Raw genomic sequence first — 25,798 nt, 5'->3', positions numbered from 1 at the left:
CTTGTTCTTCCCTTATCGAGCAAATGGTAAACCCTAACGGTATGAATCCTTCCGACCAGCAAACTGCCTCCGCTTTGGAGCAGCCTTCGCTTGCATTGGAATCTCGCCACGATTTGAGCGCTACCGCTGCGAACTCTCACCCTGTAGGCATGCAAATTACAGACGATTTGACGAAACTGCTAGAAATTCTGCCTGATGCGATTCGGCAGCGGCTTGAACAGCATCCCCACAAGGATATGTTGGTTGAAGTGGTGTTAGACATTGGTCGCCGCCCTGAAGCACGGTTTCCTGGTCAGGCAGAATACTTGTCTGAAGATCTGGTGTCGCAAGCCGATCTCGATGAGTGCATTAGCAAAGTTGGTGATTTTGGGGGTGATAACCGAGCAGGCATTGAACGGACGCTGCATCGCATTAGCGCTATTCGTAATCGCCGTGGAGATGTGATCGGGCTGACCTGCCGTGTTGGTCGAGCCATCTTTGGCACGATCGGCATGATTCGTGATTTGGTGGAAAGCGGACGATCGATTCTGATGCTGGGTCGCCCTGGCGTGGGTAAAACGACTGCACTCCGAGAAATTGCCCGCGTGCTGGCCGATGAGCTAGAAAAGCGCGTGGTCATTATCGACACATCGAATGAGATTGCTGGGGATGGTGATGTGCCTCATCCGGCGATCGGGCGTGCCCGTCGCATGCAGGTCGCCCGTCCCGAACTTCAGCACCAGGTCATGATTGAGGCTGTGGAAAACCACATGCCGGAAGTGATTGTGATTGACGAAATTGGGACGGAGCTAGAAGCTCTTGCAGCCCGCACCATTGCCGAACGGGGTGTGCAACTGGTCGGCACGGCCCACGGCAATCGTCTGGAGAACTTGATTAAGAACCCCACCTTGTCTGACCTCATTGGCGGCATTCAGTCGGTCACATTAGGGGATGATGAAGCTCGCCGACGCGGTAGTCAAAAAAGCGTTTTGGAGCGCAAGGCCCCACCCACGTTTGATATTGCAGTAGAAATGCTAGAACGCCAGCGTTGGGTGATTCACGAGCATGTAGCTGAAACGGTGGATAGTTTGTTGCGGGGTCGCCAACCAAATCCTCAAGTGCGCGCGCTCAGCGAAACAGGCAAAGTGGTGATTACCCACGAGTTATCGAGTGCAGAACCGGATGCTCAAGTAGGTCAGCGACGACGGGGTGGCTTAACGCCAGCACGCGGCACGTTGAACCCTTTAAGTGGTCAAGGTGATTTTAGCGATCGCTCTAGCCTGGTGAGTTCTGGACGGCTAGGCGGAGTACAAAGTCGCGGTTGGCGATCGTCTGGGCAGATGCGTCCGCTGTCCCCCCTCAGCCCATCCGACCTCTCACCGGATGAACAGCAGTTTGAGCAAATGCTGGATGCATCCTTGCAAGCCCGCTTTGACGGTGGGGATGCCGCTTTCTTACACGATGTGTTGGAGGGCGACCCCGATGCGGCCTTTAGTGGTGTTGAGCAGCGTGTTGGTCCCAACGGTGAAGATATGCTTCATGTCTACCCCTATGCGGTCAGCCGTCATCAGTTAGATCAGGTCATTCGGACGCTCAGCCTTCCCGTCATCTTGACGAAGGATATTGACCATGCCGATGCAGTTCTAGCATTGCGATCGCACGTCAAAAATCATTCTAAGTTGCGCCATATTGCCAAAGCCCGTCAGGTACCGATCCACACCATTAAAGCCAGTACGATTCCCCAAATCGCGCATGGCTTGCGACGCATGTTAGACATGGATGATACTGGTACGCCAGAGATTGCTGACCTCAGCTTGTTTTCGAGTAGTGGTAGTGATGATGAAATCGAGGCCCTTGAAGAAGCCAGACTTGCGGTTGAGCAAATTGTAATTCCTAAAGGACAGCCTGTTGAATTGCTGCCGCGCTCTCCGATCGTGCGTAAAATGCAGCATGAACTGGTGGAGCACTACCATCTCAAGTCGCGTAGCTTTGGGGATGAACCGAATCGGCGCTTGCGCATATACCCAGCGTGAGGGTGATCAGGTTTGAAAGCTTACATTCGCTAATTTGAGCCTTGTAGAGCAGGAGGGGAAGCTATCAATACAGCATTCATTGTGCAACAGGCGTTCAACGCTTGGTCGGATCCAGTGCCTTGATTTACCTTATAGCTTGACTCTCAACTCAAGATTGTCAGGATTACGTCGCATCATTCTAATCGTTTGAGGCAATACACCAACCAAAAGCGCAAAGGCTTCATCCGGCAGTTGGGCTACTATTTCGGCACCGAAATAGTTCTCAAATTGGTTCAAAATCATCTGCGCTCGCTGCAATGGCACAGGGTTGTCCGTCAACTGCTGGGTTAATCTAATCCACTGCCGTCGGATCAGGTATGCTTTCTGGCGCTCTTCCTGGTTTTCGGGATGCACAAGCGACAAATCTCCTACGGGGACAGCCCGCTGACAATCCACATCGAAGAAACTGCCTACAGCTGCACCAGGGCCAGCGAACTCAGCGTGAAACCGCTTGTAGATGATCAAGCCATTACGTCTGCGGCTATTGACCACTAAAAGTTGTCCACTGTTTAACTGTGTCAAAATATCGCGGACATTTGCATACTCAATGAGATCTTGCTGTCGATCTAGGGTTTCATCTCTCATATTGGCGAAACCCTGAAAGCACTAGCATTAGCCCTGCCAAAGGCATTATCACAAGGGAACGTAGGCATTACCATCATTGACTTTTCTCTTATTCAAACCTGTGCCACGACGTGAAATATAGCTGCTGACCGATCGCTTAAATGACTAGGCTTGAAAGGACATTAGCGGCATCGTACCCGATTGGAGCCTTATCCCTCGTCCTAATCAAAATGACTGTCGCTATACCGTGTGGTGAGTATGTATGCTGGAACCAATGATAGATGCTCAGACGCAATCCGAGTCGCAAAGAAGCCTGCCGCTTTTAACACAACACGCCTCAGCAAACGGTTTCATCCAGTGACGTTTCAGGGGTAAAGTGAACCCCATTTATATAGTTTTATTCTATGGCATTCTCGAAGGGTGACGATATGGGAAAAGTGAGGAATCCTTGAAGTAATCTTGTTGCTTTACGATACTTATTTGAAGAAGAGATGAAGATACATCATCTAAGCTTGAAGCATTATCAGGCTTCAGCTAAGTCGATCGCAGACGGTTGCCAGTAACCAACGTAGATATGAATTGTAATCTTGAGAAAGACTGCAAAAAGCGCTGGTACAGTATCAGTCGTGACCCTGTTTACCGATGCTGGTAGATCAAACGATGGCAATGGATGCTTTGCTGTTGTGAATCCTTACAGTGCGATCGCAACGCCTTCCATTAACATTGCAGAGGGCCACTTTTCTTCAGACTGGCTACGCCGTTCTAACGCAGTTAATGAAACGACTTTTTTCCCTACTTTCCACTCCGTACTCTCTACTTCCCTTCTACGGCACGGTTGCCTGTGTCATCGCTACAGCACCCGTTTATGCGGCTCAACCGCTTTATGTTTCCTACCCACCTCCCAATCATCAGACGGTTGCCGATCGCATCTTTCTGATTGGCACTGCACCACCTGGAGGCACCGTTCTGGTGAATGGTCAGGCGATCGTGCGGAACACGGCTGGACATTTTGCGCCCAGTTTTCCATTGCAGGTCGGGGCCAATCGGTTTGACTTGCGCTACGGCAAGCAAGCTGTCACGTTAACTGTGACACGCTTAGCCGCAATCTCTGAACCACCAACAGGTTTGGCATTTGGCAAAGATTCGCTCAGCCCATCGGTTGACATTGCTCGTTTGCCGAATGAACTGCTTTGTTTTGCGGCGATCGCGTCCCCTAAAGCACCGGTTTCGGTGAAGCTTGCGGATCAAATCATTCCCCTTGTACTCCGCCCACAGCCGATCGAACTGCCTGTAAACGCTGCTGTGCTGACCCAGCAGAACCAACCCGTTGCGACTGGATCTGGACGCTTTGAAGGCTGTGCACGCACCGTTTTGCTCGGCGATTTGGGCAAACCGGAGTTTCAACTAACCCAGGATGGTCAAACCATCAAGCAAGCTGGGTTTGGCAGCATCAAAGTCCTGTCACCCACTCGGTTAGAAACGGCTGTCGTCACGGTCGAGTCTGGTACGGCTCGCACAGGCCCTGGTACAGACTATTCGCGCTTAACCCCGTTGCCGAAAGGGACGCAGGCCCTGGTGAATGGCTACGAAGGAGAGTGGGTGCGGTTAGACTATGGTGCGTGGCTCAAGCGCAGTGAGGTGCAAATTCTGCCCACAGGGGCACCGCCAACATCGCTGATTCGTAGCATCAAAGCACGTCAAGTTAGTGACTGGACCGAGGTAGTGTTTCCGCTGCAAGTGCCTGTGCCTGTGAGCATTCAGCAGGGCGATCGCACTTTCACGCTCACCCTCCATAACACCACGGCACAAACTGATATCATTCGGCTAGACGACGATCCGCTGATTGAGCGTTTGGACTGGCAGCAGATCGCGCCAGGGCAGATCCAGTACACCTTTAACTTGAAGTCGAATCAGCAGTGGGGTTATAAGCTGCGGTATGAAGGGACGACGCTGGTGCTGTCATTGAAGCATCCGCCGGGGGTGAGAGGGGAGAAGGGAGAGGGGAGAAGGCAAAAGGCAAAAGGCAAAAGAGAGAAGGCAGAAGACAGAAGGCAGAGGGCAGAAGGTGAGATGGCATTAACAACCAGGCAAGCGCTGACTACCGTCAACCCGGCATTGGACACTCAAAACTCAAAACTCTCTAGCTTGTCGGAGCAAGTGCTACTCAAAACTCAAAATTCAAAACTCAAAACTCAAAACCCAACACCCTTATCCGGTATCAAGATCCTCCTCGATCCTGGACATGGAGGGGCTGAAGATCTTGGTTCTAGGGGGCCGACTGGCTATCCTGAAAAGTCTGTGGCGCTGTTGATGGCAAAGCTGGTGCGCGATCGGCTCCAGCAGCGAGGTGCAACAGTGTTCCTTACCCGTGAAACCGATGCCGATGTGCCTTTGCAAGACCGCGTCGCCATGATTGAGAAGGTACAGCCAACCCTTGCGCTGAGCTTGCATTACAACGCGCTACCGGATGATGGGGATGCCACCAAAACAAAAGGCGTTGCGGCCTTCTGGTATAACACGCAGGCACATAGCCTGGCGCTGTTTCTGCACAATTACCTGACCAAAACGCTAAAGCGATCGTCCTACGGCGTGTTTTGGGATAATTTGGCACTAACTCGTCCCACAACCACTCCATCTGTGCTGCTAGAACTCGGCTTTATGATCAATCCTGACGAGTTTGAGTGGATTACCAATCCCAAAGAGCAACAACGGCTGGCAACCGCGATCGCGGATGGCATCACCGCATGGCTACAGAAGAGTGTTCCATAATCACCCCTCTCCTTTCTCCCCTTACTCTCTTTAACGCCAGCGTTCGCTTTGCTTTGGTTTTGTATCTTGCAAGGCATTGCCGATTCCTTTCACGACGCCGCGACCGATTAAGCCAATGCCGCGACCAACGACCTCTGTGAGAACGTAGACCACGCCACGACCCAAAAACGAAACGGCTGCCCGTATGCGAGGCGCGATCGCGTCCCGTGTTTCGAGGACTAAGGTGACGAGAAAGGGAAGACCAGAGAGTTTAGCTAGCTCATCATTGCGGGGAGCATAAATGGTGGTTTTGCTAATACCGTTTCCCGTTAAGGTGAGTAATTGATACTGGCTTTCAAAAATGGCGGTGGGTTCTGCAAAGATGCGATCGGTGCGATATTTCCAGGACAAATCATTGCGAAAGCGCTCAATCTCCCGGCTGGAAAGCAACCGCTGATCGTAAAACATCTGTTTAATGGCAACCACGTCGCCAAAGCGATTGATCAACGGTTGCATGACTGCATTGGCGACCTGAATGGTCACATGCTGTAGCACTAATTCCATGCGCAGCGTGGCTTCTACTGTGCCAGCCGCATAATCGATGCCGTCGATCGTTAGCGGGATTTGAAACAGCAAATGCGACAAAAATTCGGAAAGGAAGGGGATGCGATCGAGCATTTCTGCCTGCACAATGTCTCCATCTTGCAGCAAAATATTCACGACCTCGATCGGCTGTGTTTCGGTTTGTAAGGTGTAGTATTTGCCAAAGAAATCCGTTATGGTTATCTGCCATAAATCTTGCAAAATTACTGACCGCTTCGATGCAACCTGCTGCAGAGGTAGGCGCGACAGGCGCAAATCATCCAGAATTGCTTGTAGTTTTTGCAACACGGTAGTGAGCAGCTCTCGCTTTTTGGTCTCTTTGAGAATGTCGATTTCTAGTGCCGTCTCGGTGCGATTTTCCAGGTTCCCATGTAGTTTGGTCAACGTTGCCTGAAAAAGTGCTGCCTGCGGCGATTGGAGGCTGCTGGTGCTTGTCGATGTTAACGTGATTGGAGTCTCCTTGAAGGGCTGCTCCGCAATGCGTTTGGGGTTAGGTTGAGAAAGACGATCGGAGTCTAGCGCACGTCCTGCATCGGGCAATCGTTCCTGTAACGGTTGCACAGGCTCATCTGTGTTTGTGAGTAGCCGATTGACCAGCCAGCGAGCGGTGCGAAGTTCACGACGTTGCCCAGCTAACAGCCATTGGTCGAGAAGGGGTCGGTCGGTTTGCAGTTGAGTGTTCAGTTCCGCGATCGCTCGCTCGATTTGTCGCACGCCCGATACCCGTAGATTCTGCCGCCGCTGGGCCAGCCAAGAGCGAGTGGATGGCCTGTGGGAAATTGACGTGTGAGTAGTCGATCGACGTGCTAGTTGCCTTTGCTCGTCAAACTGAGCGTCAGCATGATTCGTCGCGATCGCCTGAATGCCTTCTGTCCAGTAGGGCTGACCCGCAGCAACCTGCCGGATGGCTGCCACTAGCTCTGTTACGCCTGTTCCTTTCAAGCAGTAGCCGCCTGCTCCAGCCTGAAACGCAGTCGCTAGACGGGTTAACTCTAGCGTCGAGCCTATGAGCAGTAGAGGATATTGAGGATAACGGGTTCTAAGCTGCCTGCAGAGCCTTAATCCCGCCCCATGACTAGAGGTTGTCTGACCCAGATCCAGATTGAGAATAATTAATGCCAGCGATCGCGCTGATAGCCCACTCGCTGTTTGATCCGCGATCGTCTCTCCAGTCTTCACCGTAGTGGCAGCAGTCCATTCTCGCAGGTGTTGTAGCGCCCTCACAGTAGAATCTGCCTCCAGAACGACCTGCAAGTCGTCAAACGGCTCTAAACACGCCAGCAGACCCAGACGAAACACCGGGTCATCCTCAATTACCATCAGATTGAGGACTTGATTTTGCTGACGCTTGATACGTGAATGGCTCATGCAATCCTCCGATTGACCCAGATGCCTAGAGCAGACGAATGAACCAAACCCTTCCCCCTTCCCCTACGGTGGCGGCAGTTCTGGTGGAATGTCTGGTGCGCTGACGGGCGGTTCGTATGGCATTCCAGGGCTAGGACGATAGGGTTCTGGCGTAGACGGTGATTCGTAGCGACGGGAGGGGCGACGGGCACGCTGGATGGCGTCGCGTTGAGCTAACCACCGTGCGATCGCGGCTTGAGCATCCCCATATAAGGCTCGTCCGTAACCAATTCTATCGGCAAGACCAATGGCACTGGTCAGGCGACCGCGATCGGCTAAGGCTCTCGCTTCAGCTAGAATTGACTGGTCTTCGGCAGACTGAATCTCGGCTTGCCACGTCCCGATCGCGGCCTGAGCGTCCTTGTATAGCGCGCGATCGGCACGGATCTTAGTTGCGGTTTGAATGGCCTCTTGCAGCTTTTTCTGTTTGGCAAGGGCTTTTGCCTGGTTTAATAGTGGCTGATCTTCAATGGTTTGAATTTGACGCGTCCATTTGGCGATCGCGGTTTGAGCTTCTAGCCGGAGTGCACGCTTGGGAGCAATCTGCTGTGCCTGTGCGATCGCGGCCTTCAGTTTGGGAAGGGTGCCCGTTGTGGCTAGCTGCTGTGCTTGCGTGAGATAAGGACGATCTCCAAGCTGCTGTATTTCTTTTCGCCATTGGGCAATCAATGTTTGGGCATAGAGGCGCTGCGGACGATCGGGCGTGATGGTCTGCATCAGGGCGATCGCGGCTTGTAGCGTGGAAATCTGCTTCAGGTTGGCGACTGAGTTTGCCATCTGGATTTGAAGGACATCCTGCGACTGCTGCTCTAGGCGAGGCAAGAGGCGTTTTGCTTGGGGATATAGGGGACTGTCTGCCGGGATCTGCTGCACTTGTGCCAGTGCTACCCAAAGCTGCCTACTTTGCTCATAAGGGGAGTTAGTCAGAAACGGCGTGTTTGCTAAGGGTTGGGCGCGACTCAGCCAGACTAAATCACGGGCAACAGGCGGTAGTGGCAGACTCAGTGGCAACCGTTGAGCTGTGGCGATCGCACCAGCCATATCGGCCTGCCCTAGTTGCTCGGTCAGCCGATTGAGCAGCCATTGTCCCCAGGCTTGGATGTCGCTCTGGGCTTGGCTATGCGCATAGCTGCTGGTATCTACTCGTTCTGCCTGAGCAATCGCTTGTCCAATCACAATTACATTCTCAGGGTTCTGCTCTGCAACCTGACGGGCTTGCTGCAATTGTTGAAAGGCGATCCGTTCCGTCGCTAACTGCTGCCGCAGACGGGTAAGATTTTGCTGCGCGTACTTGTCATCCAGACTTGCCAGTGCTTGCAGCTTTACCGCCGCTGTCTGCCAGTCTTGCTGTTTTAGCGCGGTTTGCATAGCCGTTTCGATTGCCTGCCCACGATTTTGCCTTTGCTGCCAATCTAGCAGCGCGGTTTGCACATCGGCATGAATGGGACTGTTGGCAGGAATCTTCTTTGCCAGCGCGATCGCACCCGCCACATCGCCCTGATCTGCTTTCGTCCGTGCAATCGTCAGGAGCGTTTTAGACCACTCTTTGACGGCACGAGTGGCTCGAATGTGGAGAGGATGATCAGCCGACCAATTTTTGACCAGCTTTAGCCCAGCCAATTGCGTCTCTACCTTGCCCGATCGAGCAGCTTGCTCTGCACAGTAAAGCTGATCGGTATCGGCAGCCGTAGGTTGTAGCTTTTGGCAGTTAGCAACGGGCGGCAGCGTTGTCAGCCAGAGAAACGCGGCAACACCCGTTCCGCCACAAAAAGCCAGAAGGCAAAACCAAACCAGCGGCGCGGCCAAAAACTTGAGTCCTTGCGTTACCTGAGCTGTTAAGTGTCTACGGTGCAGCGATCGCGCCCCTTGGGATTGCTTGCTCTGGGTTTGATCGCGATCCTTCCCACTGCTGCTGGCTGTGGGCACAGACTGAACGGCAATAGTTGAAGCAGGCCCATCGGCAATCTGCTTCTCTGCCACATAAGCGGCTCTGCCTGTTCGCTGAAAGCGAAACTTAAAGGCTTGCACCCGCGATCGATTGACTGATTTTCCTGCCATAACACCCGCTTCCGCACTCTAAACCTCTAGCGGTTAGCTCAGCACCCCTGCTAGAACCAACGTCATCCTACAGAGTTGACCTCAACTAGTACGACTGACACGATCGTAAAGGCATTCATGTTTAAACACACTCGATCGTAAAGTCTGCACCAGCAATCTATATCACTTGCCCGTTACCAACGCCAATACAGCGGAACTGCAAGCCATTTTGGCTCGATCGCGCTGTGCCGATATTGTATTAGCTACGACCTGTTTTGCAGCGATCAGGCAAAAATCTAGTGCAAATTTGCCACAATTGAAGCGACTCAATCGCTTTCGGCGCTGGGGTGAGGAGTCAGAAGCCAATGGTCAGAAGCCAGTAGGCAGAAGCCAGCCTTGCGTTTCGCTTCTGCCCATCCCAGCACCTAACACCCCGCTCCGCCGACTCCCAATTCCCCTTGCTTTTTCCTTTCTCAAATAGCACCAAGTGACGCGATATGGATAATCCTGCTGCTTTGCCAGTCTCTAGTAGCCAACTGCAAGCGATCGTCAACCGCATGTCATTGGCGCTTGACGCTGTGGCTGAGGCGATCGCGTGGACAAATGACCGGGGGTGCATCCAATGGTGTAATGCCGCCTTTGAACGGTTGACAAACCAAACCGTGAGGGCGTTAACGACTCAGCCACTACCAGCAGTGCTCCCCCTGACGGTGGATGGAGACGTGCTGCCGCGATCGTTGCATCCGGTGCAGTTAGCATTGGTCACACAGCAGCCACAAGCGGGAGAATATGCGTGTGAGCAACACGATCGCACTTTAAGGCTTGCCCTGACCGTAACGCCGTTGCCTCACTGTGAGCACGATCGCACCCCAGACGGCGTGATGCTGGTGCTGCGGGATGTCACACCGCAGAGACAAGCGCTAGAGGCAGAAGCAGACAGGAGAGAAAAAGAAGCCGCTGCCCCCACAGTCGCGCTTGGCGAGACTAACACATGGGCAATACCGCTTTTAGAAAGCATTCCTGATGTTTTCTATGTTTTGGATCAAAACTGGTGCTTCACGTACCTCAATTGCCAGACAGAGCAGCTTTTACAACGATCGCAAACGGAATTGCTGGGTAAGCATATTTTTACCTGTTTCCCTGAAGCCTCTGACCCAAGCGTTCACAAATACCCTTGGGCGGTTAAAGCAAGCAGCATCACGGCTTTTGAAGCATTCTATGCGCCCTTCAATACATGGTTTGAAGTGCGTGCCTACCCCGTGGGCTCTGCGTTGGCAGTCTATGCTCAAAATATTAATCAGCGTAAAAAAGCTGAACTGGAGCACCAAGAAACCGAAACAGCACTGCGTGAAAGCGAGCAATGGTTCCGTAGTGTGTTTAATGCTACTGCTGTTGGCATGGTCGTTGCGACTTCTGATGGCTCAGTGTTGCAGGTAAACGCTGCTTATAGTCAGATGTTGGGCTACACCCAACTCGAACTTGCAGCCAAGACCTGTCAGCAACTTGTTCACCCTGACGATTTTGCGAGCGGAGTGGAGCCTCTCAAAAAACTCCTGGCAGGAGAACTTTCGGCCTATCATACAGAACGCCGCTACTTTCACAAACAGGGGCACGTTGTCTGGGGTTTAGTCAGTATTTCTATTGTGCGCGATGGACAACGGCCAGCGCGTTACGTGGTGTATCAGGTGCAGGATATTAGCGATCGACAAGCCGCACTCGACGATCGCAAGCAGGCAGAAGCGGCACTGCGCGAAAGTGAAACCAGACTCAAATTAGCGCTGGAAGCGGCTCGGATGATTACCTGGGATTGGAATCCCGCCACAAATGAGGCGATCTACTCAGGAGGGTATCTTAATCCTGGCTTTAACCTCCCATCCGGTGTGCAGAGCTATGCTTACGAAGCCTTTATGGAAGGGGTTTATCCAGATGATCGAGCGTATGTACAGGAGGCATTAGCGTGCGCGCTCAAAGGTGCGGATTATAACGTTGAATTTCGAGTGCTGTGGTCAGACGATACACAGCAGTGGGTTGCTAGCCAGGGTAAAACCTATTTCAATGAGTTGGGTGCACCTGTACGAATGCTTGGCGTGTTGAGGGATATCACCGCTTATAAGCAATCAGAACTGGCACTACAGCAGTTGAACCAGGAGCTAGAGCAGAGGGTGCAACGGCGGACAGCACAAATTGAGCAGGTGAATCAACAGCTTCAGACCGCGATCGCAGCTCACCAACAGACCGAAACGGCTTTGCGTAAGAGCGAGGAACGGTTTCGCATTATCTTTGACTACGCGCCGATCGCCATTAGCCTCTCAGACACCCACACCTATCAGATTGCTAAAGTCAACCGGGCGCATCACGAGCTACTCGGCTACAGCAAAGCCGATTTAGAGACAATGACCCACGTTGACATGGCTCACCCAAAGGATGCAGACAAAAACGTAACCCTCATTCAGCAGTTGCTAGAGGGTAAAATCTCCCGCTTTCAAATGGAGAAACGCTTTGTCAAGAAAACTGGGGAGTGGATTTGGACAAACCTGACCGTTGCCCTCATCCGCGATCCGGATGGTCGTGCTTACAGCATGGGCATGCTAGAGGACATTACCGATCGCAAACGCGCTGAAGAAACCTTGCGTGACAATCAACAATTCCTGCAACTGGTCATTGATAGCGTTCCCAATCGCATTTTTTGGAAAGACAAAAACCTGCGCTATCTCGGTTGCAACCGTCCATTTGCGATCGATGCAGGCTTAGCGTCCCCTCAAGACATTCTTGGTAAAACTGACTTTGATTTACCCTGGGCTGTTTATGCAGAACGCTGCCAGGTAGAAGACTTGCAGGTGCTTACATCAAAGCAACCGACGCTCGACAAAGAAGTCGTTTTATTGAGGGCAGGAGGAGAACATCGCTGGATCAAAACAAGCAAAGTGCCACTATGCGATAAGAGTGAGTCTGTCGTTGGCGTTTTAGGCGCGTATGAAGATATTACTCTGCGCAGAAAAACAGATCAGGCTCTGAGGCTCACTCAATTCTCCATCGATCGAGCGGTTGATCCGATCTGGTGGGTTAAGTCTAATGGCTCGATCTACTACGTTAACGATGCCGCTTGTCGTGATCTGGGCTACCCGCGCGACGCTATTTTAAGAAAGAACGTTTGCGACTTGAATCCAGATCTTCCATACGAAGCCTGGTTTGATCATTGGCAAATGATTAAAGCTCAAGGTTCACTCACGTTTGAGGCACGCGTACAGGCTCAGGACGGCACCTTCTTCCCTGTTGAAGTAACCGCCAACTACGTCGAACTGAATGGCAAAGAGTATCACTGTAGCTTCGTGCGGAATATTACCAGACGCAAGCAAGCCGAAGCCCAATTAAGGGCGTCGCTTACGGAAAAAGAAGTCCTCCTCAAAGAAGTTCACCACCGCGTTAAAAACAACTTGCAAATGGTTTCCAGCTTGCTCAATCTGCAACTGGATGCCATTCAGGACCCTAAGGTGCTGGCACCCCTGCAAGATAGCCAGCGTCGCATCAAAGCGATGGTACTGGTACACGAGCGGCTTTACCAATCAGAAGGCTTGGAGACGGTTAACTTTTCTGACTACGTGCACCATTTAGTGACGGATCTGATCCATTCTTATAGTATCGACCCAGATAAAATTCGTCTGTCGCTTGAGCTGACTCAGCTTGAACTTCCGATTAACGCTGCAATTCCCTGTGGCTTGGTCATCAATGAATTAGTTACAAATGCGCTGAAGTACGCGTTTCCGTGCGATCGCACAGGTGAAATTCACATCTCCTTTTCGGTGCCTGCTGATGGTCAGTGCTTGTTAGTAGTTGCGGATAATGGTGTTGGGTTTCTTGCGTCTATGGCTTCCCTCAATCACACGTCTGATCTAGGCTCACTGGGCCTTCAGCTTGTCCATGCGTTTGTACATCAATTACGAGGCACAATCGACCTGTGTTGCAGTCACGGTACTCGTTTTGAGCTTTCATTCCCTTACCCAATCTAGGTAACGATGAGCGCTAAGATTCTCGTGGTGGAAGATGAGCCGGTCATCGCGCTGGATATTCAGCGGCAGTTAACGCAGCTTGGGTATACCGTTGTGGCGATCGCTGACTGTGCCACGTTAGCGCTAGAAGCCGTCGAGCGTTGGCACCCCGATTTGGCGTTGATGGATATTCGTCTTCGCGGCGACCAAAACGGCATTGAAACGGCGGCACTAATTCGCCAGCACCATGAAGTGCCGATCGTGTTCCTGACGGCTCATGCTGATGCCGCCACCATGCAGCAGGTCAAGGCCGTGTATCCTTATGGCTATATCGTCAAACCGTTTGAAAAGCATGACCTCATGACAGCTATTGAAGTTGCACTCAATCGCTACCAGGCAGAATTGGTCACGCAAGCCGCACTCGCCAAAGAAAAAGAACTGAACAAGCTGAAATCTGACTTTATTGCGATCGTGTCCCATGAGTTTCGCAACCCACTCAGCGCGATTCTGCTGTCCCTTGATTTGCTTCAGCGCCACCACAGTCAACTTACGTTCGCCAAAGCGCAGTCTCTCTTGCAGCGAGCCAGACTGGCCGCCGATCGTATCAAGCACTTACTCCAGGAAGTGCTAACCACAGCAACCGCAGAAGCGGGTAAGCTGCAATGCGAACCTAGCCCGATCGATTTAGTTGCCTTTTGCCATCAGCTTATCGCAGAGTTTCAGCTTGATCACGACCTAAAAAACACTCCCCAAACTACGATCGTGCTGACCCACACCAAGGAACCCGACGAGCGCAACAGCCTCATTGACCTCGACGAAAACTTGTTGCACCATATTTTGACAAACCTACTTTCAAACGCAATTAAATATTCTCCGCATGGCGGCAAAGTGCAGTTCCGGGTACACCATACTCTGGATGCGGCCATCTTTCAGGTACAAGACTGCGGTATCGGCATTCCTGAACGCGACCTTCCTCACCTGTTTGAACGCTTTCATCGCGCCAGCAACGCTAAGGCCATTCCCGGTACAGGGTTGGGGTTGGCGATCGTCAAGCAATGTGTGGATCTGCACGGTGGCACCATTGACGTGCAGAGCATTCTTGGTGTTGGAACTACCTTTACCGTCACCATTCCTATAACCCAGAATGAAGATTGCTTGCCGTCAGCATGAATCGACAGGGGTTAACTGCCAAAAGCCGTACTAACGATGCCGAATACGCTCGTAGATCTCCAGATAATCTTTGCCTGGATAATTCCAAGAGTGATCGTACTGCATGCCCTGACGTTGCAGTTGACGAAACTCGGCTGGGTTGTCGTACCACAAATCGAGTGCTCGATCCATTGCAGATTCTAATGCTGAGTAATCGGTGTCATAGAAGACGTAGCCATTGCGCTCTTCGGGCAGGTGCTTTTCATCGTAGTCACGATCGAAGACCGTATTCACCAACCCGCCTACACCCCGCACGATCGGCACGGTGCCGTAGCGCAGACCAATCATCTGAGTCAAGCCGCATGGCTCATAGTTGCTGGGTACCACGATCGCGTCTGCGCCTGCATAGATCAAGTGAGAAAGCTCTTCGTTGAAACCTAGTTCTAGATGAATATCGGGGTTATCGTTCAAAAAGCGCTTTTCGTGCCAGAAGTGATCGTTAATCCCGGCTTCGGTTGCAGACCCTAGCAGCACAAATTGAGCGCTCCGCTGCATCGTGTGATAGATCGCGTGATGCACTAGATGTACACCTTTTTGGTCATCCAAACGACCAATAAAACAAATTAGTGGCCGATCGATCTCACGCAGCAGCAATCGTTCACGCAATGCCTGCTTGTTTTTCGCTTTGCCTGCCAGAGCGTCTCTGGTGTAGCTGTGGGGAACGTAGCGATCGCTCTCTGGATTCCACACGTCATAATCAATGCCGTTTAGTACGCCCGTGAATTTGTCTTGATACAAGTGCAACGTGTGCCCCAGGCCATAGCCAATGTCGGCACAGCGGGCTTCCCAGGCGTGGTGCGGCGACACCGTGGTGACGTAGTTGGAGTAAACAATGCCACCCTTCATAAAGTTGAGCGCGAAGGGGTTAAAGTTATCGCGCAGGCGATCGTAATGGAAATAATACTCTTCTCGATTCAGCCCAGTTGCCCACAGCACATCGCTGCCACCCATGCCTTGATGCTTGAAGTTGTGGATGGTGTAGCAAACGCGCTGATGCTCCATCCCCTGATACTGGTAAATCTCAAACAGCATGACGGGCACCAAGCCCGTTTGCCAGTCGTGACAATGAATGATATCTGGACGCTTGTTGCTCCGCAGTAAAAACTCTAACGCCGCTTTGCTAAAGAAGGCAAAGCGAATGTTGTCATCCACACAGCCGTAGTAGCGCCCCTGGTTAAAAAACTTGTCCTGTGAGTGCGGTTGAATGAAGAAACACAACCGTCCAAACACCCATCCACAATAGACAGAGCAGTGAATGACACCTCCGTACCAGGGCACAAAAAGATCTTGATACGCAACATGCAAGCCCCAAATGTGGTCATAGCGCATGCAGTCATACATTGGCAGAATCAGCTCGACCGTATGTCCCCGCATTTCTAACTCGCGGCTGAGTCCATAAACCACATCCCCCAGCCCTCCAGCTTTAATCACTGGGGCACATTCAGAGGCAATCTGTACGATATACATGCTTACTCCTCGCAGAGGGGGAATTTAGAGCGTTACGTTCACAAACGTATAAAATTTCTGGTCAAGACGCAACGTAACGGAGAAGGATAAACACCTGCCCAGATACTCTCCAGATGGTAGCAAAATCGTTCCAATTATCTCTGCTGTAGGTTAGAAAGTAGACGATCGTAACCATCCCGCTCCTCCTCTGACTCTTTATCCCTTATTTCTCATACTCCTCTCACAAAAACGGTCAGCCAAGTAAGAATGGCTGACCGATGCGCTGTCAAAGATTGCATTACTTGCCCTTCACCGTTTCGACAAAACGAGTTAGGAGCCAAATAAACACACACAGCAGCGCCAAGTAGCCAATAGGGCCAACTTCCTGCCAAACTTTGATCCATGCTGGATCAAATGGATTCCACTGTGGTGCTGGAGCGGGAGGAATTTCGACGGTGATTGCGGCGATCGCAGGGGAATGTATCAATGCGGTGGCTTTTGTATTCATAGTCAAAACCGTTGAAACCCTGATTGTGGTTTGAAATGGGCCTTACTTTAGCCGTAGGGTTCAACAGGACAACTGTAGATCTAGAACTGCTGCGATCGGATTAAGGTGTAGTGATGCGATTTTCAGACAAACAATTTTTAGTCAGGTAGCATTCAGTCGAACAAGTTACGTGCAGCAGTATCCACAGGTTAATCGACCGCGATCGACGGGAATGGTTCCTGGTCAAAATTCGTTTCTGTAAGAATCAGCAGGCATGGGGTTCGGGTTCGGGGTGCAAGGTGCAGCTTTTCATCACTGATCGACAGCAGAAGCCCGCAATCCCCCAAAATTCTCCTTGCTCTTTATCGATGCTTTGCTTGAAAGAATGCAGCCGGAGAAAGACGGAAGAACGCAGCAAGCTTTTCGATGTGATTTGCCGTCAGCTTGCGTTGACCGTTTAACACTTCTGATACGATCGACTCTGTTTTGAAGATTGGCACCAAATCTTTTTAGCGTAAATCAGATTCAGCTAATAATGCTTTGAGCAGATCCACACCATGCAGGTCAGGGATGTGAACATGCTTCTCTTCGTATTCGTAAACTAAAGTACCTAAAACATCGAGATAGTCTTCTTCGTCAGACGTTAATTCACCGCGATCGATCAGCGAGTCAATAACTTTCTGAGTCGCAAAAAAGTCTGCTTCTGATTTGACGGGTCGAGAAGGAAAGCCATTCAGCAGTTCAATGTACGAATTATTTTCTGAACCACGAGTTGCCTTTCCAGTGCTCTTGGTCGTATTTTGCATAGGTCAATTGTGCCGATTATCAATCTTTTGGTGAGTGTAACTAACATAAATAATTAGGGCTATTTCATGCCATCTGGCAGCAGATAGGAGCCGTAGGTCACAAATGAGTTTTCGCGGCTAGCAAACCACTGATCCGCTTCATACCAATTTGAATTGAAAATGCGACACATCCTCTAGGGGCAAGGCAATGCCTTGCCCCTACCCACCGATTGATCTGTAGCCGTCATTCTTTAAATCGGTATCATTTGTTGCCAAGCCCGTTGCTAAATGGACTCGTTCCTAGAACAAATAATCCTATAAGTAATCGGTTGCATGCATGACCGTTAAGACTATTGCCGCTGGTAGCGCATTCCAGGTTGCTGAGAAACCAGGCCCATGAGTTCAAGTTGCAAGAGCGCACTGGAAACGCTACCAGCCTGAAGTTGAGATTGCTGAACGATGAAGTCAAACGGCAGGGATTCTGCACCGTTTGCTTGAGAGAACTGGGTGAGAATTTGCAGCACTTTATCCAAGGCAGGCTCCAGGTTGAGGGGGATCTGGGTTTGGTGAGCAGGAGTGGGTGGTGCCAGTTGGGGCAGGCTACCTAACATTTCGAGCAGATGCGCCTCGCTGAGAATGACCTGCGCCCCTTTGTTAAGCAAATGCAGACAACCAAGCGCTTTGGGATTATCTAAACTACCAGGCAGAATGTATACATCGCGCCCGTACTCATTTGCCAAATGGGCTGTGATCAGACCACCCGATCGCAGTGGGGCTTCCATGACGATCGTGGCGCGACTCAAGCCTGCAATGATGCGGTTACGACGCGGGAAATGGGTGCGATCGGGCTGGGTGCCCGCAGGGTATTCACTCAGCAACAGCCCCTGTTCGACGACTTGCTGCTGTAGTTGTCGGTTTGACCAGGGATATACCACATCCACCCCAGTACCCAACACAGCTAATGTCCGGCCTCGAACGCTCAGGCAGCTTCGATGGACTTCTGTATCAATGCCTTCTGCTAGACCAGAAACAACGGTAAAACCGCCTTGTGCCAGTGTGGTTGTGAGGCGACGAGTCCACCGTCTGCCGTAGTCAGAGGGGTCACGGGTGCCGACGATCGCCACTATTGGCGTAGTGCCCTGGTTTTCGAGCGCATCCACCGTACCGCGATAGTACAGTAGCGGTGGTGGATCAGGTGTTTCTAGCAGAAGACGGGGATAGTCAGCATCAGCAGGTGTCCAAAAATGAGCATTCTCGCGTTCATGCTGTTCTAGTAAGACAGTAGGGTTGTGGGCTTTGCGCTCTACCACGATCGCGTCGGCAGTTTGAGCGCCCACGCCTTCCACTTCTACCAGCACTGAAGCACTGGCTTCCCAGGCGGTCATTAAAGAACCAAAGTGCTTCTGTAACCGCCTTAGCAGAATTGGGCCAACGCCATTAATCTGTGACCAGGCAAGCCAAAATGCACGTTCTTCAGCCAAAGCGTTGTCCTCATGTAAAGGTCGTTCTTCACTAGACCAGGGTGCGATCGCCCGCTATAGCTAGCCCCCCCAAAATGGTTGATTAGAGCGTTGAGCTAAGGGTTGCCATCAATGACTCATACACAGGGCTTGCAGCAAGGATTCCAGCCCCTAGTCGTGTTTGTTAGGACGGGCACGCTGATGCCGATACCTCAAGCTTTCTGAGCTTAATTGATGACGCGCCCTAGAGACACGCTAGCGACCATCCGCTATACTCGCTGCCATACCGTCTCAATTTGTCTCCACGCTTGTGGGCAATGATGAAATCGTGGGTGCGATCGCTGGTAGCAGTCATTATGGACAATTTGGTCATCAAAGTTGCAAATTTTTCGCTCGATTTTTCAGCCATTCAGCAGATTCGCTACCTTGTTTTCCAACTTGAGCAAGGAGTCTCAGCCGATTTAGAGTTTGATGGTCAGGATGAAGCGTCTGATCACTTGCTGGCCTATTTAGACGGGCAACCTGTCGGTACCACGAGAATCCGCAGGCTTGACAGCCTCACAGCTAAGGTGGAGCGAGTTGCCGTGATCAGAGCGGCGCGAGGCTCTGGCATTGGGAAACGCCTGATGGTAGCCGCGATCGCCTTTCTGCAAGAAGCAAACGTGGCAGAAGTCCAAATCCACGCTCAGGAAGCTGTACGAGACTTTTACCAACGGCTAGGGTTTGAGCCAGAAGGCGAGATTTTTGTGGAAGCGGGGATTCCCCATGTCAAGATGAAAAAGCTGTTAATGAGCCAGACTGGACGGTGATTGGACGCAATCGACGACCGTGGGTGAGAGGTTTGCCTGCTTTGGGATTGTTGTGGTTGATGGGGGCGATCAGCGATCGTCTCTGGTTTGCCCTGGATCACAGCATTCCCAACTGGGATCAAGCAGATTACCTGACCGGGGCGCTGAACTACTGGCAAGCGCTCCAAACGCCTCAGTGGTTCTCAAATGACTGGTGGACTCATTTGTGGCAGTTGTCTTCCAAAATTCCGCCGCTTTTCTATATTTCTACAGCGCCTTTTCTAAGTCTCTTTGGGGCTGGAGTTGATCAAAGTACGCTGGTCAATCTTCTGTTTAGCGCCATTTTGCTCAGCTCGGTGTATCTCATTGGCGTATGTCTTTTAACGGTGCCAGCCGCGCTCTGGGCTGTAGGACTGTGCTTGCTTATGCCGGGACTCTATCGGGTTCGATTAGATTTTTTGCTTGATTTTCCGCTGACGGCCCTGGTGACGCTTTGTTATGCCTGTTTGACGGTTTGGAGGGAGAAAGGGAGAAGGATAGAGGATAAAGGCTTAAAGATAAAGAACGGATCGAATTCTAGCCTTCATTCATCCTTTATCCTTCTAGATTGGCTGCTAGTGGTTGCGATCGGCCTCACTTTAGGACTGGCGCTGATGGTAAAGCAGCCAGCACTCTTATTTCTGTTTGTGCCGCTCGTGTGGGTAGGCATTGAAACGCTTTGGCAACGCGCTTGGGTGCGACTGTTGCAGTTGGTGTTTGCCGTGTGCCTGTCCATGCTGATCTGGGTGCCCTGGTATCGTACAAACTGGCTGCTGATGCTCTCAGCGACAAAGCGAGCGACCATCGATTCTGCGATCGCAGAGCATGATCCCTCTCTCCTTTCGCTAGATGCCTGGACGTACTACTTAAAAGCGCTGCCAGTCATGATATCGCTACCGTTGTTGCTGATGCCGCTAGTAGGCTTTTTGTGCTTTTGGCGGCGATCGCGGGTGAGTAGCCATTGCGCTGGCGAAATGGACTTTTCACCGAAAACGAAACGCTATCGTCAGCAGATATATGGTGCATCAAAAGAAGCGGTGGGTTGGCTCTTTGTCTACTGCATTAGTGGTTATCTCTTATCATCGTTGAATGTCAACAAGGACGATCGCTATGTGGTGCCTTACTTACCGATTGTGGCGCTGCTATTGGGCTATGGCATCACGCTGTTACCCAAGCGCTGGCAACTCTTGCAGTGGGGTTTGACCGGGTTGGCGATCGTGTTGATGTGCAGCAATTTGGTGGTGTTGCCGCTTGGCCGTACACTCCAGCCAACCTCTTTTGCTCAGCACTTTGCGTATACAGGAGCCGCCTATCCCCACACTCAAGTGATCGACTCTGTTCTACAGGCGCAACCTTACCTGCGATCGACCATTGGCGTGTTGCCATCGACTGGGCAAATCAACCAGCACAACATTAATTACTACGGCAATCTGCAAAATTTTCGGGTCTACGGTCGGCAGGTCGGCACGCGCAAGTCTCAGGTCGAGCAAGACCAGCGATCGCTCTCCTGGTTCCTGACGAAAACAGACGATCAAGGAGCTATTCGTCAACAGGATTCGCAGACAGCTTTAGTCAAAACAGTGGAGCAAGGAACTGATTTCACGCTGCACAAAACCTGGACGCTGCCCGATCGCAGCACGCTGAAACTTTTTCGCCGCACCATTCCGCTTTTAGAGGTAATGCCTGTAATGGGGAAGTCAGAAGTCAACGGTCAGCCGTCAACGGTCAGCGGTCAGCAGAGTGTAGATAGCAGACAGCACATAGAACTCAAAACTCAAAACTCTCTAGCGTTCGCGAAGCGTGTCTTTCAGACTCAGCGGCGCAACGCGCTACTCAAAACTTCCCCTGCTTCCTCTGCTTCCCCTGCTTCCCCTGCCCCCATCACACTCGATCAAGTCATTGTGCCCGATCGTGCTCCGCCTGGAAAACCCATTCCCGTAACATATCGCTGGTCTGGCAACTGGGACGCGTTGCGATCGGGTCTGGTCATCCTAACGTGGCACAAACAGGGAAACCTCGCTACTTCAGAACGCTGGTTGCATGATCACGGCATTGGAATGGGCTTACTGCATCCTAAGGTTTTGCCGATGGGGAGTGCTACTCGGTTTCAAGTCGTTGAGCGTCTGTCCATGTTGCCGCCTCAAGCCGTGTCACCTGGAACCTATACGTTAGAAGCGACCTACCTCAATCGCCAAACAGGTCAAGCAGCGGCGATCGCCACGCCCCCAATTAGCTTACGTCTTGTTGCCAACACGGCCGCCAATCCTGCACCCGAACTGGATCTTGTCACGCAGTTACGAACGCTTGCAACAGCGCTGCCTAAAGGCGGCAAGGCACTAGATCCCGTCTTTGATCAGATTGGGCGGATCAACCAATACGACCCGACGCAAGATTATGCTGAGCAGGCAAGACAGGCGATGACCTACCGCTTGACGCAAGAGCCAAAAAATCGTGAGTTTGCCTATACTCTGGCGCTATCAACTGTTCTCAAGCGTCGAGTGGGTGATGCGATCGCCACACTTCAGCAGGTTGTGCAGCTTGATGCCCAAAACCCTTATGCCTACGGCTATTTAGCCTTTATCAACCTATACGATTTTCGGGCTGGTGCGGCCCAGGCCGCGCTCAACACGGCGCTCAAATTAAACCCAAAGCTGCCAGAACTTCATGCATTAAGCGGAGTAGCGGCTTTGATGCAAGTTAATCTTGTTAGGGCATGGCAAGAATTTCAGCGGTTTGAAGCTTTAGAAAAGCAATCGAGCTAGCGAAACGCCACTTGGCTTCTCCTACAACGCTTTCAGCATTTTCTCTGCTTTTCTCACCACATGTTGATGTCTTCTGTAGTGGTAAATCGGTGAGGCTTTCACCTTTGCGAGCATCGTCTCCAGGCAGTTGCGAGCGTCTTGAGTGTTGCCTGCTTTGCTTTGAATCGTGGCGAGCAACAGCGATGATTCAGGATGGCTCCAGTGTTTGATATCTTTTTCGAGATGTGATTGAGCGATCTCCCAGTCTCCTAGCTCAAACAGTACTTTGCCGTACAAAAGTGAGGCTTCACCACATTTGTAGTCTGAATCGAGCTTTAACAGTGCTTGTAGATGCTCTCTTGCCACTGCAAACTGCTTGTTTCTCATCTCAATAAATGCTGCACCCCACAGAGCATGAACGTTGGCAGGTTCTTTCTCCAGGGCCTGCTGGTAGGCTACGACGGCTTTGTCAAACGTGCCCATTTCGGTCAAGACATTACCCAGCGTGACATATTGGTGGGCTTTTCCAATGTTTCGGACACCCGCTTCTGCGTTCCAAAGGGGCTGGCGTAGGCTCCAGCGTTTGAAGTAACTGGGTGCGGCTACGTTGGAGCGGGGTAACCAACAGGCAAAGAAGTACACGATCGCGCCCGCTACGTTTAGAAAGATCAGAATGTAGATCCAGGTTTGTCGATCGGGTTCGTTGCGAACGCAGTCAAAAATCATGAGCATCCAAAACGCGCTAGGAAGCAGCACCCATAAGCCCAACGATGAAAGTAATGTTTGTACCATGTCCTGAAGTTCCTTGCAGCCAGTGTTGCACCACGAGAGTTTGCACGCGATCGCTAGCACCATCAGCAGCGCGGCACACCTATAGTGCCCTCAAAGGAGGCAGCTCTTACTGGTAAGCGTGTAGAAACTAGGATGACGGTTGTGTGCTTAAAGCCTCTGAGAGGTAATCGGCAGCGGCTTCCACCAGCGCGATCGCGTTCTCGTACACCATGCGCGTCGGCCCTAATACCCCTACACTCCCTACTGGCACAGAATCTTTGTGATAGGTTGAGGAAATGAGGGTGCAGGTTCGCATCGGTTTTAAGGGGTTTTCTGCCCCAATGCGAATCGTCACGCGCTTGCGGGGTTGTTCTAAATCCGATCGCTCAAGCAAATCCGATCGCTCAAAAATGAGGGGGACGAGTTGGTGCTGCTCTTCTTCCAAAAGATGGATGATGGTTTGCACCTGCTGAAGTTCTGAAAATTCTGGTTGACGGAGCACTTCTGCTAGCCCGCTAATCACAATCTGCGTGGGGGCGGGTGGCTGCGATCGCCGGGTTAATTCCACCAGGATGGTTCTGAGGAGGTCGGCATAGCGTTCAAATTCGCGATCAAGTTCGCTCCAGTCGAGGGTTGCCAGTTCGGCGATCGCCCGTCCGCGTAACTGGCTGTTTAGGAAGTTAGACAAGATCTGAAGCTCTCGCTCTAGCAGATCAGTATCGAGGTCTTCAACGTCTGTAAAGAGTGGCAATTCAATCAGGGCAGACTGTGTTTCGTAGGAGTCGGTGACAAAAATCAACATCACTCGGCGCGCATCGACTGGCACAAGCTGCACATGACGTAGATGACTGGTGCGAGTTTGAGGCGTTGTAATGAGCGTGATATACCCCCCAACGGTTGCCAGAATTTGTGCCGCACCTCGTAGCAGAGCTTCAAAGCTCCAATCTTCTGAGTTCAGGCGGTCGTTGAGCAAATGTGCGACTTGTTGGGTGAGGCCATTCGACGGCACAATCAACTGATCAACATAAGTGCGGTAGCCAGAGTCGGAAGGCACTCGCCCTGCTGATATGTGCGGCTGGAAGAGTAAACCACCCTTCTCTAGCGCTGCCATTGCATTGCGTATCGTCGCAGAACTAACGCTCAAGTTGTAATCTTTGACCAGTGCTTCCGAACCAACGGGTTCAGCCGTAGCGATGTAATGGCGGATGGTTGCCCAAAGAACTTGCTGCTGGCGATTTGTAAGATTGACCGATTGGGACATTCTAAATGCGCAGATATGAAGGGTGAAAAGGATGGCTGCTACTGACCGTTGATGCACCAGCCCTAAAGAATAGCCGCGATGATTAAAAGATTAGGAGCCTTAATTAAAGTTTAAGCGCTGTCACCTACAATAGCGGATGCTTTATCTTCACCTTACGTATCAGCCTGACTCGTAGCAGACGCAACGAAACTACTAAATCTTTACGAAGCTAACGTTTCTAGCCCTACAGCTTCTATTGCTAGGGTCGCCGCAAGCCTGACCTGCTTCTCGTGAGAAGGTGGCGATTAAAAAGGTGACGATCGCGTCAATACTGTGGCACTGAACGATCTACGACGTGGGCGTAGGCATCAATTCCACCGACCACGTTTTTGACGTGCACAAACCCCTGAGTCTGTAACCACTGACACATCTGGGCTGAGCGGACTCCGTGATGACAGAGCACGATCGTCTCCTTTTGTGGATCAAGCCGCGTTTGAATGGTTTGCGACCATTCACCAAAGGCGCTTAAGGGCAAATGCTCAAAGCCTTCTAACTTGGCGATCGCCAACTCATTCGCTTCTCGGACATCCACAAACTGCACATCGTCAGAGGCCGCCTCCAGAAGCTGTTTTAACTCTGTAACGCTAATTTGGGGAATGGGTTGGCTAAAGGAGGCGGGCATTGGAAGTGGGGAGTGGGGTGGAGAGTAGGATGCACGCGAGCTGCTTTTGATTGTATAGCAAAAGGCAGAGGGCAGAAGACAGAAGGCAAAGGGCGAAGGGCTGACCGCTGACGGCTGGTTGCTAATCGGTTAGGCTGCTTAGCTACCCTTCCTGATTCTGCTGTTACAGAACCTTTTCCATGAACACAGTGCACGCGCTATCGTTATACCGTTCAATTGAGTAAAAACCAAGATTTCTATAGAGCTTGAGCGCTTGTGGTTGCCGCTCATCGTTAGCCAAATCAAGTCTGACTTTCCGATATCCTGCCTGCCGTGCAAAATCGAAGAGCATTTGAGCCATCTTCCAGCCAAATCCCTGTCCTCGATACTCTTTTAGAAACCACATTCGCTTGAGTTCACAGATTTCATCATCGAGTCGCCGAATCGCCCCAGTACCCACAACTTGTTTATCATCGACCAGGACCAAAAACGTACCACAGTTGTTGAAATAATGCGATCGCACATTCTCGATATCGGACATTGAATCATAGCGACTCACATCCTCTTTGGTCAGTACACCCTGCCAGATTTCTAGGGAAACTGCCGTAACAATTTGCTTGGCTTGTTCGATCTGATGTTGCTGGATTGGTCTAATCTCAATCACTGGTCTGTATATCGCTAATACTTCACAGAACTCAACTTAGCATCAGCTTCACCTTCTCTGCCTCATCGATAACCTTAAGGTAACTCAACCCTAAAAATTGACAGATAATCT

General features: G+C 51.4%; 18 protein-coding genes. 7 read left to right on the top strand and 11 right to left on the bottom strand.

Features of this window, described 5'->3' with window-relative positions; genetic code table 11:
- Positions 1–41 precede the first annotated feature (41 nt).
- Positions 42–2,012: a R3H domain-containing nucleic acid-binding protein gene (locus AC5JLP_RS25005; RefSeq protein ID WP_496070548.1), complete on the top strand. Its 1,971-nt coding sequence runs from the start codon at positions 42–44 to the stop codon at positions 2,010–2,012.
- Between the two features lie 129 nt (positions 2,013–2,141).
- Here the strand turns inward: AC5JLP_RS25005 and AC5JLP_RS25000 are convergent, their stop codons facing one another.
- Positions 2,142–2,636 carry a hypothetical protein gene (locus AC5JLP_RS25000; protein WP_496070547.1) on the bottom strand — a complete coding sequence of 165 codons (495 nt, stop codon included), beginning with the start codon at positions 2,634–2,636 and terminating at the stop codon, positions 2,142–2,144.
- A gap of 753 nt (positions 2,637–3,389) precedes the next feature.
- On the opposite strand from AC5JLP_RS25000, the gene AC5JLP_RS24995 reads away from it, so the two are divergent.
- On the top strand, positions 3,390–5,384 hold the full coding sequence (locus tag AC5JLP_RS24995) for an N-acetylmuramoyl-L-alanine amidase family protein (protein WP_496070546.1): 1,995 nt from the start codon (positions 3,390–3,392) through the stop codon (positions 5,382–5,384).
- Between the two features lie 30 nt (positions 5,385–5,414).
- Here the strand turns inward: AC5JLP_RS24995 and AC5JLP_RS24990 are convergent, their stop codons facing one another.
- Together AC5JLP_RS24990 and AC5JLP_RS24985 are read right to left on the bottom strand one after the other, a co-directional pair.
- Positions 5,415–7,334 carry a DUF3685 domain-containing protein gene (locus tag AC5JLP_RS24990; RefSeq protein ID WP_496070545.1) on the bottom strand — a complete coding sequence of 640 codons (1,920 nt, stop codon included), beginning with the start codon at positions 7,332–7,334 and terminating at the stop codon, positions 5,415–5,417.
- A 63-nt stretch (positions 7,335–7,397) separates the two neighbouring features.
- Complete coding sequence (locus AC5JLP_RS24985; RefSeq protein WP_496070544.1) at positions 7,398–9,431, bottom strand: hypothetical protein; 2,034 nt, start codon at positions 9,429–9,431, stop codon at positions 7,398–7,400.
- A 166-nt stretch (positions 9,432–9,597) separates the two neighbouring features.
- On the opposite strand from AC5JLP_RS24985, the gene AC5JLP_RS24980 reads away from it, so the two are divergent.
- Genes AC5JLP_RS24980 through AC5JLP_RS24970 form a run of 3 tightly spaced genes read left to right on the top strand, consistent with a single transcriptional unit; the run spans position 9,598 to position 14,566 of the window.
- Positions 9,598–9,891: a hypothetical protein gene (locus tag AC5JLP_RS24980; protein WP_496070543.1), complete on the top strand. Its 294-nt coding sequence runs from the start codon at positions 9,598–9,600 to the stop codon at positions 9,889–9,891.
- A gap of 16 nt (positions 9,892–9,907) precedes the next feature.
- Positions 9,908–13,417 carry a PAS domain S-box protein gene (locus AC5JLP_RS24975; RefSeq protein WP_496070542.1) on the top strand — a complete coding sequence of 1,170 codons (3,510 nt, stop codon included), beginning with the start codon at positions 9,908–9,910 and terminating at the stop codon, positions 13,415–13,417.
- A 6-nt stretch (positions 13,418–13,423) separates the two neighbouring features.
- Positions 13,424–14,566, top strand: a complete 1,143-nt coding sequence (locus AC5JLP_RS24970) for a hybrid sensor histidine kinase/response regulator (RefSeq protein ID WP_496070541.1) — start codon at positions 13,424–13,426, stop codon at positions 14,564–14,566.
- Between the two features lie 30 nt (positions 14,567–14,596).
- On the opposite strand, the gene glgA is transcribed toward AC5JLP_RS24970, so the two are convergent.
- The 4 genes from glgA to dprA form a co-directional block, all read right to left on the bottom strand.
- On the bottom strand, positions 14,597–16,072 hold the full coding sequence (gene glgA / locus AC5JLP_RS24965) for a glycogen synthase GlgA (RefSeq protein ID WP_496070540.1): 1,476 nt from the start codon (positions 16,070–16,072) through the stop codon (positions 14,597–14,599).
- Between the two features lie 277 nt (positions 16,073–16,349).
- A complete protein-coding gene (locus AC5JLP_RS24960) occupies positions 16,350–16,559 on the bottom strand; it encodes a hypothetical protein (RefSeq protein WP_496070539.1) in 210 nt (69 codons plus the stop codon).
- Positions 16,560–17,047: 488 nt separating this feature from the next.
- Positions 17,048–17,344 (bottom strand): helix-turn-helix domain-containing protein, encoded by a 297-nt coding sequence (locus tag AC5JLP_RS24955; RefSeq protein ID WP_496070538.1) that lies wholly within the window; start codon positions 17,342–17,344, stop codon positions 17,048–17,050.
- A 329-nt stretch (positions 17,345–17,673) separates the two neighbouring features.
- Positions 17,674–18,804: a DNA-processing protein DprA gene (gene dprA / locus AC5JLP_RS24950; protein WP_496070537.1), complete on the bottom strand. Its 1,131-nt coding sequence runs from the start codon at positions 18,802–18,804 to the stop codon at positions 17,674–17,676.
- A 296-nt stretch (positions 18,805–19,100) separates the two neighbouring features.
- On the opposite strand from dprA, the gene AC5JLP_RS24945 reads away from it, so the two are divergent.
- Together AC5JLP_RS24945 and AC5JLP_RS24940 are read left to right on the top strand one after the other, a co-directional pair.
- A complete protein-coding gene (locus tag AC5JLP_RS24945) occupies positions 19,101–19,592 on the top strand; it encodes a GNAT family N-acetyltransferase (protein WP_496070536.1) in 492 nt (163 codons plus the stop codon).
- A complete protein-coding gene (locus tag AC5JLP_RS24940; protein ID WP_496070535.1) occupies positions 19,589–22,372 on the top strand; it encodes a phospholipid carrier-dependent glycosyltransferase in 2,784 nt (927 codons plus the stop codon). The genes AC5JLP_RS24945 and AC5JLP_RS24940 overlap by 4 nt, the downstream gene beginning before the upstream one ends.
- Positions 22,373–22,393: 21 nt before the next feature.
- Here the strand turns inward: AC5JLP_RS24940 and AC5JLP_RS24935 are convergent, their stop codons facing one another.
- The 4 genes from AC5JLP_RS24935 to AC5JLP_RS24920 all read right to left on the bottom strand — a co-directional run bounded on the left by AC5JLP_RS24935 (position 22,394) and on the right by AC5JLP_RS24920 (position 25,687).
- Entirely contained in the window at positions 22,394–23,143 is a 750-nt protein-coding gene (locus AC5JLP_RS24935) for a tetratricopeptide repeat protein (RefSeq protein ID WP_496070534.1), read from the bottom strand.
- A 127-nt stretch (positions 23,144–23,270) separates the two neighbouring features.
- A complete protein-coding gene (hrcA, locus tag AC5JLP_RS24930; protein WP_496070533.1) occupies positions 23,271–24,383 on the bottom strand; it encodes a heat-inducible transcriptional repressor HrcA in 1,113 nt (370 codons plus the stop codon).
- 304 nt (positions 24,384–24,687) lie between these two features.
- A complete protein-coding gene (locus tag AC5JLP_RS24925) occupies positions 24,688–25,044 on the bottom strand; it encodes a rhodanese-like domain-containing protein (RefSeq protein WP_496070532.1) in 357 nt (118 codons plus the stop codon).
- Between the two features lie 163 nt (positions 25,045–25,207).
- Positions 25,208–25,687, bottom strand: coding sequence for a GNAT family N-acetyltransferase (locus AC5JLP_RS24920; RefSeq protein ID WP_496070531.1), 480 nt, complete (start codon positions 25,685–25,687; stop codon positions 25,208–25,210).
- Between the last annotated feature and the right edge of the window lie 111 nt (positions 25,688–25,798).

The sequence above is a fragment of the Stenomitos rutilans genome (genome assembly GCF_059505485.1).
This window is presented reverse-complemented; position numbering and strand designations above follow the sequence as displayed.

What these genes read in the sequence shown, in the direction of transcription:
- AC5JLP_RS25005 (WP_496070548.1), top strand. Translation starts at nt 42, where the DNA reads ATGAATCCTTCCGACCAGCAAACTGCCTCCGCTTTGGAGCAGCCTTCG.
- AC5JLP_RS25000 (WP_496070547.1), bottom strand. Translation starts at nt 2,636, where the DNA reads ATGAGAGATGAAACCCTAGATCGACAGCAAGATCTCATTGAGTATGCA.
- AC5JLP_RS24995 (WP_496070546.1), top strand. Translation starts at nt 3,390, where the DNA reads ATGAAACGACTTTTTTCCCTACTTTCCACTCCGTACTCTCTACTTCCC.
- AC5JLP_RS24990 (WP_496070545.1), bottom strand. Translation starts at nt 7,334, where the DNA reads ATGAGCCATTCACGTATCAAGCGTCAGCAAAATCAAGTCCTCAATCTG.
- AC5JLP_RS24985 (WP_496070544.1), bottom strand. Translation starts at nt 9,431, where the DNA reads ATGGCAGGAAAATCAGTCAATCGATCGCGGGTGCAAGCCTTTAAGTTT.
- AC5JLP_RS24975 (WP_496070542.1), top strand. Translation starts at nt 9,908, where the DNA reads ATGGATAATCCTGCTGCTTTGCCAGTCTCTAGTAGCCAACTGCAAGCG.
- AC5JLP_RS24970 (WP_496070541.1), top strand. Translation starts at nt 13,424, where the DNA reads ATGAGCGCTAAGATTCTCGTGGTGGAAGATGAGCCGGTCATCGCGCTG.
- glgA (WP_496070540.1), bottom strand. Translation starts at nt 16,072, where the DNA reads ATGTATATCGTACAGATTGCCTCTGAATGTGCCCCAGTGATTAAAGCT.
- AC5JLP_RS24960 (WP_496070539.1), bottom strand. Translation starts at nt 16,559, where the DNA reads ATGAATACAAAAGCCACCGCATTGATACATTCCCCTGCGATCGCCGCA.
- AC5JLP_RS24955 (WP_496070538.1), bottom strand. Translation starts at nt 17,344, where the DNA reads ATGCAAAATACGACCAAGAGCACTGGAAAGGCAACTCGTGGTTCAGAA.
- AC5JLP_RS24945 (WP_496070536.1), top strand. Translation starts at nt 19,101, where the DNA reads ATGATGAAATCGTGGGTGCGATCGCTGGTAGCAGTCATTATGGACAAT.
- AC5JLP_RS24935 (WP_496070534.1), bottom strand. Translation starts at nt 23,143, where the DNA reads ATGGTACAAACATTACTTTCATCGTTGGGCTTATGGGTGCTGCTTCCT.
- hrcA (WP_496070533.1), bottom strand. Translation starts at nt 24,383, where the DNA reads ATGTCCCAATCGGTCAATCTTACAAATCGCCAGCAGCAAGTTCTTTGG.
- AC5JLP_RS24925 (WP_496070532.1), bottom strand. Translation starts at nt 25,044, where the DNA reads ATGCCCGCCTCCTTTAGCCAACCCATTCCCCAAATTAGCGTTACAGAG.